The 15,664-nt window shown below is 45.1% G+C and carries 10 protein-coding genes; 8 read left to right on the plus strand and 2 right to left on the minus strand.

The genetic code is table 11. The annotated features are described in order from the left end of the window. Positions 1-353: 353 nt before the first annotated feature. From B2Z67_RS06475 to B2Z67_RS06510, 8 genes are all read left to right on the plus strand, one after another. Positions 354-1,004 carry a TetR/AcrR family transcriptional regulator gene (locus B2Z67_RS06475; protein ID WP_414630788.1) on the plus strand — a complete coding sequence of 217 codons (651 nt, stop codon included), beginning with the start codon at positions 354-356 and terminating at the stop codon, positions 1,002-1,004. Positions 1,005-1,199: 195 nt separating this feature from the next. Beyond that, positions 1,200-2,540, plus strand: coding sequence for a TolC family protein (locus tag B2Z67_RS06480; protein WP_291529005.1), 1,341 nt, complete (start codon positions 1,200-1,202; stop codon positions 2,538-2,540). Positions 2,541-2,573: 33 nt separating this feature from the next. Continuing rightward, complete coding sequence (locus B2Z67_RS06485; RefSeq protein WP_291529006.1) at positions 2,574-3,593, plus strand: efflux RND transporter periplasmic adaptor subunit; 1,020 nt, start codon at positions 2,574-2,576, stop codon at positions 3,591-3,593. Positions 3,594-3,682: 89 nt separating this feature from the next. Then, complete coding sequence (locus B2Z67_RS06490) at positions 3,683-6,841, plus strand: efflux RND transporter permease subunit (RefSeq protein WP_291529007.1); 3,159 nt, start codon at positions 3,683-3,685, stop codon at positions 6,839-6,841. 59 nt (positions 6,842-6,900) lie between these two features. Then, a complete protein-coding gene (locus B2Z67_RS06495; protein ID WP_291529008.1) occupies positions 6,901-7,194 on the plus strand; it encodes a PG0541 family transporter-associated protein in 294 nt (97 codons plus the stop codon). Between the two features lie 174 nt (positions 7,195-7,368). Next, positions 7,369-8,742 carry an SGNH/GDSL hydrolase family protein gene (locus tag B2Z67_RS06500; protein ID WP_291529009.1) on the plus strand — a complete coding sequence of 458 codons (1,374 nt, stop codon included), beginning with the start codon at positions 7,369-7,371 and terminating at the stop codon, positions 8,740-8,742. After that, positions 8,729-9,805, plus strand: a complete 1,077-nt coding sequence (locus B2Z67_RS06505) for an SGNH/GDSL hydrolase family protein (RefSeq protein ID WP_291529010.1) — start codon at positions 8,729-8,731, stop codon at positions 9,803-9,805. The genes B2Z67_RS06500 and B2Z67_RS06505 overlap by 14 nt, the downstream gene beginning before the upstream one ends. After that, on the plus strand, positions 9,786-11,273 hold the full coding sequence (locus B2Z67_RS06510; RefSeq protein ID WP_291529011.1) for an MBOAT family O-acyltransferase: 1,488 nt from the start codon (positions 9,786-9,788) through the stop codon (positions 11,271-11,273). Before B2Z67_RS06505 ends, B2Z67_RS06510 begins: the two co-directional genes overlap by 20 nt. Positions 11,274-11,672: 399 nt before the next feature. On the opposite strand, the gene B2Z67_RS06515 is transcribed toward B2Z67_RS06510, so the two are convergent. Then, a complete protein-coding gene (locus B2Z67_RS06515) occupies positions 11,673-14,012 on the minus strand; it encodes a glycoside hydrolase family 20 protein (protein ID WP_291529012.1) in 2,340 nt (779 codons plus the stop codon). 531 nt (positions 14,013-14,543) lie between these two features. Then, the gene (locus B2Z67_RS06520; protein WP_291529013.1) at positions 14,544-15,473 is read right to left on the minus strand and encodes a DUF5106 domain-containing protein; all 930 of its coding nucleotides are present in this window, start codon (positions 15,471-15,473) and stop codon (positions 14,544-14,546) included. Positions 15,474-15,664: the final 191 nt, after the last annotated feature.

The raw sequence follows: 15,664 nt of genomic DNA on the forward strand, positions 1-15,664 counted from the left end.
AACATAGCGCAGCATTTAAAAATCCGCGTCATCCGCGTTATCCGCGTCTAAAGAATTGCTTGTATTGCGCAGCAATCGGATTGAGATTCCGTTTCGCTATATTATCATTCATAGTATAAACTAATTATGAACAGCTACCTATGAATAATGCAGGTTAGGTAAAGATTAAGTAAACTTTAAGATTTATTCTCAATGCATCCTCTATACCTTTAATAAATGCTAATATAATAATCTTTTAGAAGAAAACTCAATTAACGAAACAAGTTTTCTTCCTATATTTGCACGGTTTTATTCCGGATGCGGGTGTCTTCCTGCTTTGGAAATATGCAAACTTAAAGGGACATTAAATGAGAATAGACGATAATTTGAAAGAACACCTTTCGAAGTTAGAGTTACGGGAACGTATCGTAGAATTAGCTCTTGATTCTTTTGCTACCCATGGAATCAAGAGTATTACAATGGATGAGATTGCTACTACATTAGGTATTTCCAAACGTACATTGTATGAAGTGTTTCCTGATAAAGAAACATTATTGTTGGAATGCCTCAAGAAAGCACAATCCGAAGGAGCAGCTTATGTTAAGGAAGTGTGTGAAACAACTTCGAATGTATTGGAAGTTTTGTTGAAAATATACCAGCGGACGATTGAGAAATATCACAGTACCAATAAGAAGTTCTATGAGGATATGAAGAAATATCCGAAAGTATATGAGTCGTTGGTGAAACGCCATGACGAGAATTACGAAGAGAAAAAAGCGTTCTTTAATTTAGGTGTACAGCAAGGGCTTTTCCGCGATGATATCAACTTTACTATTGTGAACATGTTGATGCACGAACAGTTTGCGGTGCTTATGAATACTGATATTTTTAAAGAATATTCTTTTGTGGACGTATATGAATCCATCATGTTCACTCATCTTCGTGGAATTTCAACGGAGAAAGGCGCCAGCAAACTGGATGAATTCATTCAGACGTATCGCAAGGAGCACCAGGTGAAGGATTAATCAGCCCTCATAATAATACTTATTGAATATAAAAAAGATAATTTTGGTTGCGGAATTCATCGATTATAATCCGGAGTTTACCGGTTTTTCCAATGTATATCATCCGGAAGAACTGTGTGGAGATGAATAGACTGTTTACCTTTGCCCCCGAATCAAAAACGAAGTAGTCTTAATTAATTTTATAGATTGATTTTTATGGATAAACAACTGTTTTTAGTAGGTAGAAAAATGTTTCTTACCCTTGCCATGATAATGGCTGTTGCCCATGTACAGGCACAAGAAACAAAAAACACCTTAATTTTAACTCTTAACAAAGCACTGGAAATAGCGCTTAGCGACAATCCTACAATTAAGGTAGCTGAAGAGGAAATAGCCCTGAAGAAAGTGGCTGACAAGGAAATGTGGCAAAATCTATTGCCCGAAGTGAATATTGGCGGTTCGTGGGATCATACAATTACCGCTGCCACAATAAGTCTTGGAGAACAGTCTTTTAAGATGGGGCGGGATAATTCAAATACCGTAGCCGGGGCATTGAGTGTCAGTCTGCCTCTGTTTGCCCCTTCGGTTTACAAAGCAATGTCTATAACGAAGACGGACATTGAATTGGCAGTCGAAAAGTCCCGCGCTTCCAAACTGGATTTGGTAAATCAAGTGACCAAGGCTTACTACCAGTTGATGCTGGCGCAAGACTCTTATGATGTTTTGCAGAAAAGCTATAAGTTGGCGGAAGACAACTTCAATGTAGTCAATGCCATGTTCCAGCAAGGCGCCGTTAGTGAGTTCGACAAGATTAGCGCTGAAGTACAGATGCGTAGCATTAAGCCCAGCGTGATTTCGGCAGGTAATGCCGTCACTTTGTCCAAGCTCCAACTGAAGGTTCTGATGGGAGTAACTGCTGATATAGACCTCAAGATAAATGACAATCTCTCTAATTATGAAACGGACTTGTTTGCCAACCAACTCGATAAGGTAAACGAAGGCCTGACAAACAACACTACGATGAAGCAACTTGACCTGAATATGAAGTTGCTCAATCAGAATGTGAAATCCCTGAAAACAAACTTTATGCCGACACTCGGAATGAGTTTTAATTATCAGTATCAGTCGCTCTACAATAGTGGCTATAACATCTTTAACTATAACTGGGCAGGTAGCTCTTCATTGATGTTTAGCCTGAGTGTTCCCCTTTATAGGGCAAGTAACTTTACTAAACTGAAAACTGCACGGATTCAGATACGTCAGTTACAGGAAAGCCGTACGGATGCAGAGCGCAAACTCAATATGCAGGTTACCAGTTATCAGAAAAACATGGCGGCAAGTTCCGAACAAGTAGTAAGTAACAAAGAGAATGTAATGCAAGCCCAAAAGGCGGTAGAGATAGCCGGAAAGCGCTATGAAGTAGGTAGAGGTACGGTTCTGGAACTGAACAGTTCGCAGGTGTCACTCACTCAGGCCGAGCTTACTTATAACCAATCTATTTACGACTATCTGGTATCTAAGGCTGACCTTGACCAGGTTTTAGGCCGCAACTATTAAATCAACAAGTAAAAAACAAATAATCACAACGATATGAAGAAAAGTTTTCAATTGATTGCCCTGCTCGCTGTAGCTATGTTGGGCGCATGCGGTGGTGGAGAGAATGAAAAAACTGAAACCGTAAAGGTAGAAGAAAAACCGCGAGTGAAACTGGCTTCCGTAACGGCGCGTCCTGTAGATCAGATACAGGAATACACCGCTAACGTAGAGGCTGAAGTTAAAAATAATATAGCCCCTTCCACTCCGGTACGTATCGATCGGATATTTGTAGAAGTAGGCGACCGTGTATCCAAAGGACAAAAGCTGGTGCAGATGGATGAGGCCAGCCTGAAGCAAGCTAAGTTCATGCTGGATAACCAGCAAATAGAGTTTAACCGTGCCGACGAATTATATAAGGTAGGCGGTATTTCCAAATCCCAGTGGGATGCTGCCAAGATGGCTCTGGATATACAGACGACAACTTATAAGAACCTGATGGAAAACACGGCATTGCTTAGCCCTATCAGCGGTATAATAACAGCCCGTAACTATGATAACGGCGATATGTACGTCGGAGCCAGTCCGGTGCTGGTAGTAGAACAAATCACTCCGGTGAAGCTGATGATTAACGTTTCCGAACTTTACTTTGCCCAAGTAAAGAAAGGCACTCCCGTAGCAATTAAGGTAGATGTATATAGCGGCGAGGAGTTTACAGGAACGGTAAGTCTGGTTTATCCCACGATTGACCCCGTGACCCGTACGTTCCCCGTAGAAGTCAAGCTTGCTAATGCTGACCAGAAAGTCCGTCCGGGTATGTTTGCCCGCGCTACTCTTAACTTCGGTACTCAGGAGCATGTGGTTGTTCCCGATTTGGCTGTTGTGAAGCAGGCTGGTTCGGGCGACCGTTACGTATATGTCTATAAAGACGGTAAGGTATCCTACAATAAGGTTGAACTGGGACGTCGTATGGGTACTGAATACGAATTGATTTCCGGTGTGCCCAATAACTCCCAGGTAGTGATAGCGGGACAAGTGCGTCTGATTAATGGGGCTGAAGTTGAAGTAGAGAAATAATGATTAACGATTAGTGATCAGTGATTAGTCCTTGCATCATTATGTAACTGTACTCATCACTTATCACTCATCCCTAAACGCTAAATAACATGAGTTTATACGAAGGTTCGGTTAAGAAACCGATTATGACCTCCCTCTGCTTTGTGGCAGTGGTGATATTTGGTCTGTTCTCTTTGTCCAGATTACCTATCGACTTGTATCCCGATATTGATACAAACACGATAATGGTAATGACAGCCTATCCGGGCGCCAGTGCATCGGATATTGAGAATAACGTGACCCGTCCGTTGGAAAACACGCTGAACGCTGTCAGCAACCTGAAGCACCTTTCTTCCAGGTCATCCGAGAATATGTCTCTGATCATCCTGGAGTTTGAGTTCGGCTATGATATTGACGTGCTGACAAATGATGTGCGCGACAAGCTGGATATGGTAAATTCCCAGCTTCCGGATGATGTGGAGACTCCCATCATCTTTAAGTTCAGCACGGATATGATTCCTATCGTGTTGCTTTCCGTCCAGGCGCAAGAGAGCAATGCGGCGCTTTATAAGATTCTGGATGATGCGGTAGTGAACCCCTTGGCTCGTATTCCCGGTGTGGGTACGGTGTCCATCAGTGGTGCGCCCCAGCGCGAAATCCAGGTGTATTGCGACCCGAACAAGCTGGAAGCATACAACTTGTCTGTCGAAGCAATCAGTGCCATCATCGGTGCAGAGAACAGGAACGTGCCCGGCGGTAATTTTGATATCGGTAACGAAACCTACGCTTTGCGCGTAGAAGGTGAGTTTGTCGATAGCCGCCAGATGGAAAATATCGTTGTAGGTACATACAACGGCGCCAATGTTTACCTGCGTGATGTGGCGCGAGTTGTGGATACCGTGGAAGAACGTGCACAGGAAACTTATAACAACGGTGTCCGGGGTGGTATGATTATTATTCAGAAACAGTCCGGTGCCAATTCGGTGGAAATATCCAAGAAAGTATTGGAATCGCTTCCCCGCTTACAAAAAAACCTTCCTGCCGACGTGAAACTGGGAATCATTCTCGATACTTCGGAGAACATTCTCAATACAATAGACAGTTTGACGGAGACGGTGGTATTTGCATTGATATTCGTTGTGCTGGTGGTATTCCTGTTCTTGGGGCGCTGGCGTGCTACGGTGATTATCTGTATCACGATTCCGCTTTCCTTGATAGCTTCGTTCATCTACCTGGCCATGTCGGGTAATACGATTAACATCATTTCGCTGTCCTCCCTGTCCATAGCCATTGGTATGGTAGTGGACGATGCCATTGTGGTGTTGGAGAATATCACGACACATATCGAGCGTGGTTCCGAACCGAAGCAGGCTTCAATACATGGTACGAATGAGATGGCTATTTCAGTAACCGCCTCTACGCTGACCATGATTGCCGTATTCTTCCCGTTGACAATGGTAAGCGGTATGGCGGGAGTACTCTTCAAACAATTGGGCTGGATGATGTGCGTTATCATGGCTATCTCCTTAGTATGCTCGTTGACTCTTACTCCGATGCTCTGTTCCCGGTTGTTGCGCTTGCAGAAGAAGCAAACGAAGGCGTTCAGGTTATTTTATGCTCCGATAGAAAAAGGGTTGGATGCATTGGATACCGGATATGCCCGCATGTTGAACTGGGCAGTCCGCCATCGTTGGATGGTGCTTGTGGGCTGTATTGTGTTTTTCGGTCTCAGCTTGCTCTGTGTAAAAGGCATCGGTTCGGAGTTCTTCCCCTCACAGGATAATGCCTATGTTTCCGTGCAACTTGAGTTACCCATCGGTACGCGTAAAGAGATATCACAGGAACTGGCTCAGAAGCTGACTACACAATGGATGAAAGAATATCCCGAAGTAGAGATATGCAACTATACAGTCGGTCAGGCCGATTCGGATAACACTTTCGCTTCCATGCGCGATAATGGTTCGCATATCATATCGTTCAATATCAGTTTGTCCGACCCCGGTGACCGTGAGCGTACGCTGGATGAGATTTGCGACCTGATGCGTGAAGACTTGAAAGCATATCCGGAGTTCAGCAAGGCGCAGGTAATCCTGGGTGGTAATAGCGGTGGTATGTCAGGACAGTCTACAGCCGACTTTGAAATCTACGGTTACAATATGGAAGAAACCGACAGTGTGGCTGCCCGTATGAAGCGTGCATTGCAGCTGGTGAACGGGGTTAGCGAAGTAAACATTAGCCGTAGCCAGTACCAGCCGGAGTATCAGGTAGACTTCGACCGTGAGAAACTGGCTATGCATGGCTTAAACCTTTCGACTGCAGGAACCTATCTGCGTAACCGCATCAATGGCGCCACGGCATCCAAGTTCCGTGAAGACGGTGATGAGTATGACATCAAGGTGCGCTATGCTCCCGAATACCGTACCAGTCTGGAATCTATAGAGAACATCCTTATCTATAATAATAAAGGTGAAGGTATCCGCGTGAAAGAATTGGGAACGGTTGTTGAACGCTTTGCACCGCCTACCATCGAGCGTAAGGACCGTGAACGTATAATCACTGTATCCGCTGTAATTTCGGGTGCTGTTCCGTTGAGTGAGATTGTAACCGCCGGTAATGAGATTATAGACAAGATGGAAGTTCCCGCCGGTATCACTATCCAGATTTCCGGTGCGTTCGAAGACCAGCAAGAATCATTTGCTGACTTGGGTATGCTGGGCATACTGATTTTCGTTTTGGTATTCATCGTGATGGCAGCGCAATTTGAATCGTTGACGTATCCGTTTATCCTGATCTTCTCGGTATTCTTCGGGGCGAGTGGTGTATTGATCGCCTTGTTTGTTACCCAAAGCACACTGAGTGTAATGAGTCTCTTGGGTGGTATCATGCTGATTGGTATTGTGGTGAAGAACGGTATTGTGCTTCTTGACTACACCAATCTCTGTCGTGAACGAGGGAAATCGGTTATCAATTCAGTGCTTATAGCAGGTAGAAGCCGTCTCCGTCCGGTATTGATGACAACGATGACCACCATTCTTGGTATGATACCGATGGCGATAAGTACCGGTCAGGGTTCCGAAATGTGGCGTCCGATGGCAATTGCCGTAATCGGTGGTCTGGCGGTATCCACCATTCTGACATTGATTTACGTGCCGACCATGTACTGTATGTTTGCTTCGGTAGGTATCGGACGTCAGCGCCGGAAGATACGTCAGCGCCGCGAGATGCAGGAATACTTCGATGCACACAAAGAAGAGATAATCAAAAAGTAACTAATCAGCAGGCGCATTAAGGGACACATCCCTTAATGTCGCCCCAAAAACAATAGAATATGAAATCCGTATTAATCACTTTTGACCAGGCGTTCCATGAACATATCATGGCTACTCTGGATCGTTTGAACTGCCGTGGCTTCACGTACTGGGAACAGGTACGCGGGCGTGGTACCAAAACAGGCGAACCTCATTACGGGAGTCACGCTTGGCCCAGCATGTGTTCTGCCATTCTTACGGTAGTAGAAGACGAAAGGGTGGAACCATTGTTGAATACATTGCATCAAATGGATAAGCAAACTGAACAGTTGGGACTTCGGGCATTTGTCTGGAACATAGAGAAGTCCATATAACCTGCAGTATGAATAATACAACAGGTATTTGCAGCTTGATTGGTATATTACCTAACGAATAAATATACTAAAGACTGTCATACCGGATATGCACGAGGGAAATCTCACAAAACGTGATGATTTCCCTTTCTTTTTATGTCTTTTCTATATCTTTGCAACTCCTTTAAGGACAATATGGAAAAGAACTATCTGAAATATACTTGCATCTGGGTATTCATTATATTGGCGGGCTTGCTATTGATGTATTTCCTGCCGGGTTTTACAATACATGGGCATGTGATGAGGCGTGTCGATTTATTGGGCGATGTGCGAATCCGCGAAGAACAGCCCGAAGACCCCGACAGTCTGCTTCCGTTGCTGCCGAAGGTGAAGCCTGCCTTTGTGGATACCTGTCGTACCGGCGCTACTTGTATTGAAGATTACAGCGACTCCACCTTGCGCGGGATGACTCCTTTCTACCGTGCATTGGACGAATTGAACCAACATCCCCGTTTGGTACGCATCGCTGTTTTCGGTGATTCTTTCATTGAAGCCGATATCCTGACGGCGGATTTGCGGAATATGTTGCAAAGCAAATACGGCGGTTGCGGAGTGGGGTTTGTTACAATGACCTCTATGACCAGCGGCTTCCGTCCCACAGTACGCCACTTTTTCAGCGGCTGGCAAAGCCATTCCATTACAGATTCCACTTACTTCGACCGGAGGAAACAAGGTATATCCGGACACTATTTTATTCCTAATCCCGGCGCTTATGTCGAACTGCGAGGGCAGGATAAATACGCCTCTCTCCTGGATACCTGTGAACAAGCCTCCATCTTTTTTTATAGCCAAAGCGAAGTTACCCTTTCCGTCAGTGTCAACCGGAGTGAAAAACAAACCCGTACTTTCTTTCCTATAGAAGACCTGCAGGAAATGAAAGTGGACGGACATATCGGTTCTGTACGTTGGACAGTGGATGAGGCAGACTCTACACTGTTCTATGGCTTGGCAATGGATGGCAAGCAGGGGATTATAGTGGATAACTTTTCCCTGCGCGGCAGTTCGGGCTTATCGTTGCGTTCTATTCCTATGTGGATGATGCACGAATTTAATGACCGGCGTCCTTACGATTTAATCATCTTGCAGTATGGACTGAACGTAGCTACCGAGCGCGGACGGGATTATGATAAATATGCTGAAGGCATGAAGACCACCATTGACCACTTGAAAGAAGCATTTCCGCAAGCAGGTATATTGATTGTAACTGTCGGCGACCGTAATTATAAAACAGAAAGCGGTACTATGCGCACCATGCCGGGCGTTAAGAACCTGGTGCGTTACCAGCAAAAACTGGCTGCTGATAACGGTATCGCTTTCTGGAATATGTTTGAGGCTATGGGAGGAGACGGAAGCATGGCTAAATTGGTACATGCCAAGCCATCTTTGGCAAATTATGATTATACGCATATCAACTTCCGTGGAGGCAAGCATCTGGCAGGTCTGCTGTATGATGCATTGATATACGGAAAGGAACAATACGACAGGAGGAGGGCTTATGAAGCGGAATAACATCTCCGGAGGTTTACAGAAATCTTCTTTAGGCGCAGATTACGCGGACTACACGGAATGTATGGACAACATCGTTGGCGTGTGCAACAATTCATGCGGTGAAGTACTGAAACAATCCTTCCCGGATAATCCACATCGTCCAAATGTTCCGTGTAATCTGCGTAATCCGCATCTGAAAAGTGTTTGCATCATCTTCTGCCTTCTGTTATGCACTTTTCCTCTTTATGCCCAAGACCCTATTCCTTCTTGCCCTTTAGCTGATAGAGTGACTACAGATAGCGATACTATCTATACATATTCCCAACGAACGGATACGGTGACGGTTCCACAAATCGTTTTACCTGCAACCTTCAAGCAACCCGGACTGAATGAGTTGACGGATAGTATCGGCATTCTCAAGCCTTTTTGGGAAAGGCTGCGCCTGTTGCGTGCCGGCTATAGTACCGACACTGTTCGCATTGTGCACATCGGTGATAGTCATGTCCGCGGGCACATCTTCCCCCGTACTGCGGGAAGCCTTTTGACTGAGGCCTTTGGCGCTGTTTCTTATACCGATATGGGCATCAACGGCGCTTTCTGCTTTACCTTCACTAAACCCGACCGTATTTCGGATATTGCTGCATTGCATCCCGACCTGGTGATTCTCTCTTTCGGAACAAACGAGAGCCACAACCGCCGTTACAACGCTATAGTGCATTACCGCCAGATGGACGAACTGGTGCGTATGCTTCGTGACAGTCTGCCTGATGCACTGTTGCTGATGACTACCCCTCCCGGCTCTTACGAAAGTTTCAGGAAAAGCCGCCGGCAACGGACGTATTCCGTCAATCCCCGTACAGCGATTGCCGTTCAGACTATCCGCCGGTTCGCCGACGATAACGGACTTGCCCTGTGGGATATGTACGGGGCAGCGGGAGGAAGCCGGCAGGCATGCCTGAATTGGCAGCAGGCGGGACTGATGCGTCCGGATCATATACACTATCTTCCCGAAGGATATGTATTGCAAGGTGAATTATTTTATCAGGCTCTTATAAAAGCGTATAATGATTATGTGGAATATTGACTTCGACCGTTTGTGCGACGTGTTCGTTTATGATCCGCAAGCGCCGATGATATTCAGTAGCGGTGTGTTTCTGTGGTTGTTTGCGGCATTTGTCTTTGTATATCTGCTGTTGCAGCGCCGCCTGACTGCCCGTTTGCTCTTCGTAACCCTGTTCTCCTATTATTTCTATTATAAAAGTAGCGGTACTTACTTTTTTCTGTTGGCGTTTGTCACGGTGGTCGATTTCTGTATTGCCCGTCTTATGGCCGCCACTTCCGTTCGCTGGCATCGCAGAGCATGGGTGGTGGCAAGTCTTATCACCAATCTCGGTTTGCTTTGCTACTTTAAATATACTAACTTCCTGGGCGATGTGTTTGCTTCGCTGGCTGGCGGTACGTTCCATCATTATGACATTTTCCTTCCTGTCGGAATTTCCTTTTTCACGTTCCAGTCACTTAGCTATACGATTGATGTCTACCGTAAAGAAATCGTGCCTCTTACCAATTTGTTGGATTATGCCTTTTATGTCTCCTTTTTCCCGCAGTTGGTGGCAGGCCCCATTGTCCGTGCCCGCGACTTTATTCCGCAAATCCGCCGTCCCCTGTTTGTATCGCACGAGATGTTCGGCAGGGGAATATTCCTGATTATAAGCGGTCTTTTCAAGAAAGCTGTCATATCAGACTATATCAGTATCAACTTTGTGGAACGCATTTTTGATAATCCTACGCTCTATTCGGGGGTTGAAAACCTGATGGGAGTATATGGGTATGCTTTGCAAATCTATTGTGATTTCTCCGGCTATAGCGACATGGCAATTGGCATTGCATTGCTGCTGGGCTTTCATTTCAATAAGAATTTTGACTCGCCTTATAAATCGGTTTCCATTACTGAATTCTGGAGACGGTGGCACATCTCGCTTTCCAGTTGGCTGCGCGACTATCTTTATATCTCTTTGGGAGGAAACCGTAAGGGAAAGGTACGCCAATACGTTAATCTGATAATCACCATGTTCCTGGGTGGCTTATGGCATGGGGCTTCCTGGAATTTTGTAGTCTGGGGCTTGTTTCATGGGGTAGCTTTGGCGGTGCATAAGCTGTGGATGGCGCTGACCGGACGTAAAAAAGGCGAGCAAAGCCACGGTGTCCGCCGCTTTTTCGGCATACTGATTACATTCCACTTTGTTTGTTTCTGCTGGATATTCTTCCGCAATGCGGACTTCGCTACTTCGCTGGATATGATAAAGCAGATAGGTACGACATTCCGTCTGCAACTGTTACCTCAACTGATTGCCGGGTATTGGGAAGTGTTTGCGTTGATGGCATTAGGCTTTTTCTTGCATTTCTGCCCCGACCGTTGGGTGAATGCCTGTTGTAAAACAGTAATCCGCCTTCCCCTTGCAGGAAAGGCGGCTCTGATGATTGCCTTAATTTATCTGGTTATTCAGATGAAGAGTTCCGGAATCCAGCCTTTCATCTATTTCCAATTCTGATTCTTAAGAAGCTGTTTTGAGTTTATTCCTAATTAATTTTATCAGTCTCTTTTAAGTTTGTTTTCGGTCTCTTTTCCTGTTTTCACTCGTCACATAGCCCGCTATGTTCCTCTTAGAGCCTGTTTAAATTTTCCTCAAAAAGTTTTTTATTCAGCTTGTTTTGAGTTTATTTTCGGTCTGTTTTTCTGTTTTCACTCGTCACATAGCCCGCTATGCTCCTCATAAAAACAGAAAAACATCCTCAAAAATAACTCTCAAAACACTATACATTAGTGTTAATAATGAAAGATGTTTTGAGTGAAACTAATGCTGAGCAAAATTTAAACAGGCTCTTAAAAACAGAAAAATATCCTCAAAAACAACTCTTAAAAGAAAACTGAATAAATTCAAGACAGCTTCTTATTCCACTGCTATTTCGTCAATAAACAGATAAGGTGTCCGTCCTTCTCCCGCATGACCTTTCGGCAGGGCAGGAGTACGCTTGATGATAACCTTCACATAACGGGCTTTCACCGGGTCAAAGGTTACTTCGTAATTATCTATCCCTTTCTTGCCAATATTGGTTTCTGCCGGAAAGTCCTTAACGGCTACTTCGCGGAACTCCTTGTTGTCGTCGGATACGGCAACTACTATACCTGCACTTCCCATAATCCAGGCGCCCAGGTCTACTGCGGCTTCTGTGGCCACTTGCTTAATTTCAGTTGCTTGCCCCATGTCAATGGTAGCCTCTACATCATTGCTTACGAAACCTAACCAGGCGCCGGTGGCATAACTTTCATTTCCCTTTATGCCGTCCACTAATGTAATGGCACCTTTGAATTTATATCTGTTAGACGGTTGGAACGCCAATTCTATGGGGCAGTAAGTGGCCTTGTTGAAAGAAAACGCCTTGGCTGTTTCCTTGCTTTTACCGTTCGGGCGAATGGCGACAGCGCGGAAGTCGGCGTTTTTAGCGATAACTATCGGTTCGGTATATTTCAAGGAAAAAGAGGTAGGTTCGCTGCCATCCAATGTATAATAAATAGGTGCATCGTCGATGGTGCTCAATGTTATTACAACTGCTTTCTTCTCGGTATCCGGCGTAAAGTCGGCATCCAGGTTGAACACATGTTTGGCATAATTATATTGATTCATGTCATAAATGGCCATCATGTGCGGCAGACGCGTAATGAAGTTTTTGTAGTCTTTCTTTTCAGGCTGAGTCCACTGTACTTCGGCAAGGGCTGCCATGCGGGGTAATACCATATACTCTACGTGTTCGGTGGTAGCAATATATTCAGTCCACAGGTTTGCCTGCGCACCTATGATGTGCTTCTTTTGCTCGTCGGTAAGTACTTCCGGTGCGGGTTCCATGCCATACACTTTTTCAATTGGCACATAACCACCTATACCGAGCGGTTCGTCCTGTGTTTCGGTAGTCTGGTAATAATCGAAATAGCAGTAATCAGTGGGTGTCATGATGACATCATGTCCCAATTGTGCAGCCTTGATACCGCCTTCCATGCCACGCCATGACATAACCGTAGCGTTAGGGGCAACGTCGCCTTCCAGTATTTCGTCCCAACCGATAATCTGGCGTCCTTTGTTGTTCAGGAATTTTTCGATGCGCGCCATGCAATAGCTTTGTATGCGGTCTTCGGCAGTATGCTCTTTGTCGGCTTTCAAGCCTTCTCTCTTGATAAGCGCCTGGCACTTCGGACATGCTTTCCAACGCGTACGGGGAGCTTCGTCTCCACCGACATGAATGTATTTCGATGGGAATATCTCTGCGATTTCGCTCATCACATCTTCCAGGAATTGCATGGATTTCTCGTTACCGACACAAAGTACATCGTCGAAAACACCCCAGAGCGGACATACTTCGTACGGACCGCCTGTACATCCCAGTTCCGGATAAGCAGCCAGCGCGGCAAGCATGTGTCCCGGAAGGTCAACTTCGGGAATAACCGTGATGTAACGGTCTTGGGCGTATTTCACGATTTCCTTAGCTTGCTCTTGCGTATAGAAACCGCCATAAGGGGTGTTGTCGTACTCCTGTGTGTTTCTGCCTATCACGGTGCGGTTACGGATAGAACCTACTTCCGTCAGCCTCGGGTATTTCTTGATTTCGATACGCCAACCCTGGTCTTCCGTCAGGTGCCAGTGGAATGTATTCATGTTGTGCAACGCCAGGATATCTATATATTTCTTAATAAAGTCTAAGGGGAAGAAATGGCGTCCTACGTCAAGATGCATGCCACGGTAGGCAAAACGCGGTTCGTCTTTGATAACTCCGGCGGGTACCAGGACGCTTCCGACCATTGTGTCAACAATGGGGAGGGATTTACGCAAAGTCTGGATGCCGTAAAAAACGCCGCTTTCTGTCTGCCCTTTAATAAAAATATTCTCAGGGGTAATGGTCAGTGTGTAACCTTCTTTGTTTCCGATAGATGGCTCAAGTCCCAATACAATGTTGCCGCTTTCTGCTTCTTCACCGTCGGCAAGAGCCTTGGCTGTGGGGGTTAAGCCTGTTTCCTGCTTGATGTATTCCGCAAGGAATTCGGCGTTTTGCTTCAGCAGATCATTGCTTTCGGGATAAACAATCTGTGAGTTTGCGCTCAGGTTGAATGGGGTTTCCTGGCTCAGATTAACCTCTTGGGGGAGAGGGATTACTTGAAAATTCGCTTCGACTTTCTTAGAACACGACGTGCAGCCCAAAGCGATAATGCCTGCAAGAAGTGCGTGGTTAAGTTTACTCATGGTGTTAGTATTAATTGATTATTCAAATGCAAATTTACATAAAATTATTGAAATAGGAGAATATCCGGTGAAAATAGGTGTACACATTTTCTTTATTTATGTAGAAAATATGCTGTTTTCTTTAGTTTTGTGCACGAATGAATCGGGGGTTGAGGCTGTGCCGGAAGTAAAGTACAGTATCAAAGAACTGTTTTTCGTCCGCAGATAACGCAGATTATGCGGATTTATTTAACCTGCATTATTCAAAGTGTAAGTACTTCGTAATAATTATTTTGTATTATAAATGAGAATTTAGCGAAGCGGAACTTCGCAGTGATTAGTGATTAGAGATACTCTTGCTAATCATTTATCACTTATCACTAATCACTGCGAAGTTCCGCTTCGCTAAATTCTCATTAATGACGAGATACTTATGAAGAATGTAGGTTAAAACTTAATCCGGATAACCTGCGTTATCTGCGGATGAAAAATAGCAGGCTGAAACTTCACCAAATCTACAAGAAGTCTGATGAACGGGGAATCCGTGAATCTCTATTGAGCCAGGTATTCTTCAATCTGCATGACCGTGGCGTCTTTGAGCAATACCGTCTTGTTCTTATCCAGCAGATACAAGGTAGGTATGGCTTTCAGGTCATACAGGTTTTTTTCCTTTATCCTTGTTCCCTTATCATACCCGTTTATCCACTCTCGGGGAAAGTCTGCCAGGTGTTTTTTCCATTCATCCACCTCCTCGTCCGGGTAAACGGCCAGTATTTTCAGTTTTCCGGCTGCCATTTCTTTATTGATGGCGGAGGCCCATTTTATTTCTTCAATACTTTCTCCACAAGCCTGGCAGCCCGGATTGTTGAAGAACAGCAACGTATATTCCGCTTTAAGGCTGTAGAGCGTACCGCTTTTCCCTGATGCCGACGTGTAGCTGAAGTCAATTGCCGGTTTCCCCTGACGGTTCTGTTCGGCGAGCTTTCTACGGGCTTGCGGACGGATTTTCTCCACGTCGTCCAGCAGGGTTGTTTCCAGCATGACGTCCAATACCGGGATGTAATATTCCTCGTTGCGCATGGGCGAATTGGGGTCGCGCAAATACTTATTGGCAAGTTCCGTGAAGTAAAGAAATACTTTCTTTTCTGCTTCCGCGCTTTTGAACAAAGATTTTATGGAAGTCCTTGCAGTGGAGTCGGGCACAAGTTTCAATATGTCTACGTAGTCCACCCATGCCTGTTCCGTGATTTCGGGATGGTGGATGTAATTGGTGTCCGCAAAGTTTACGTTATCCCAGTAGTGGCGAACCAGGAAATCCGAGCGTAGTTCCGGAGTGTTCAGCACGGTGGGGATGGATGGTAACGTGAATCTTTTCAAAGTGTCTGATTCAGAGGCTACCGGTTGCTCGCCGGAAATGTTGCGGCTGCCGCATGAAATGCAAATAAACAGGAATAAGAAAATTAAATTGATGTAACTTTTCATTGTTCAGAGATTTAATAATGTTCTACGGGCTACAAACTTACGCAAAATCATTCGTATTTTATACCGGTTGGTTAAAGAAAGATGTTTGTACGGTAAGATTAGAGCCTGTTTAAATTTTGCTCAGCATTAGTTTCACTCAAAACATCTTTCATTATTAACACTAATGTATAGTGTTTTGAGAGTTATTTTTG

It is taken from the genome of Bacteroides sp. UBA939, from assembly GCF_002293435.1.
Lineage (GTDB): Bacteria > Bacteroidota > Bacteroidia > Bacteroidales > Bacteroidaceae > Bacteroides.

What these genes read in the sequence shown, in the direction of transcription:
- B2Z67_RS06480 (WP_291529005.1), top strand. Translation starts at nt 1,200, where the DNA reads ATGGATAAACAACTGTTTTTAGTAGGTAGAAAAATGTTTCTTACCCTT.
- B2Z67_RS06485 (WP_291529006.1), top strand. Translation starts at nt 2,574, where the DNA reads ATGAAGAAAAGTTTTCAATTGATTGCCCTGCTCGCTGTAGCTATGTTG.
- B2Z67_RS06490 (WP_291529007.1), top strand. Translation starts at nt 3,683, where the DNA reads ATGAGTTTATACGAAGGTTCGGTTAAGAAACCGATTATGACCTCCCTC.
- B2Z67_RS06495 (WP_291529008.1), top strand. Translation starts at nt 6,901, where the DNA reads ATGAAATCCGTATTAATCACTTTTGACCAGGCGTTCCATGAACATATC.
- B2Z67_RS06500 (WP_291529009.1), top strand. Translation starts at nt 7,369, where the DNA reads ATGGAAAAGAACTATCTGAAATATACTTGCATCTGGGTATTCATTATA.
- B2Z67_RS06505 (WP_291529010.1), top strand. Translation starts at nt 8,729, where the DNA reads ATGAAGCGGAATAACATCTCCGGAGGTTTACAGAAATCTTCTTTAGGC.
- B2Z67_RS06510 (WP_291529011.1), top strand. Translation starts at nt 9,786, where the DNA reads ATGATTATGTGGAATATTGACTTCGACCGTTTGTGCGACGTGTTCGTT.
- B2Z67_RS06515 (WP_291529012.1), bottom strand. Translation starts at nt 14,012, where the DNA reads ATGAGTAAACTTAACCACGCACTTCTTGCAGGCATTATCGCTTTGGGC.
- B2Z67_RS06520 (WP_291529013.1), bottom strand. Translation starts at nt 15,473, where the DNA reads ATGAAAAGTTACATCAATTTAATTTTCTTATTCCTGTTTATTTGCATT.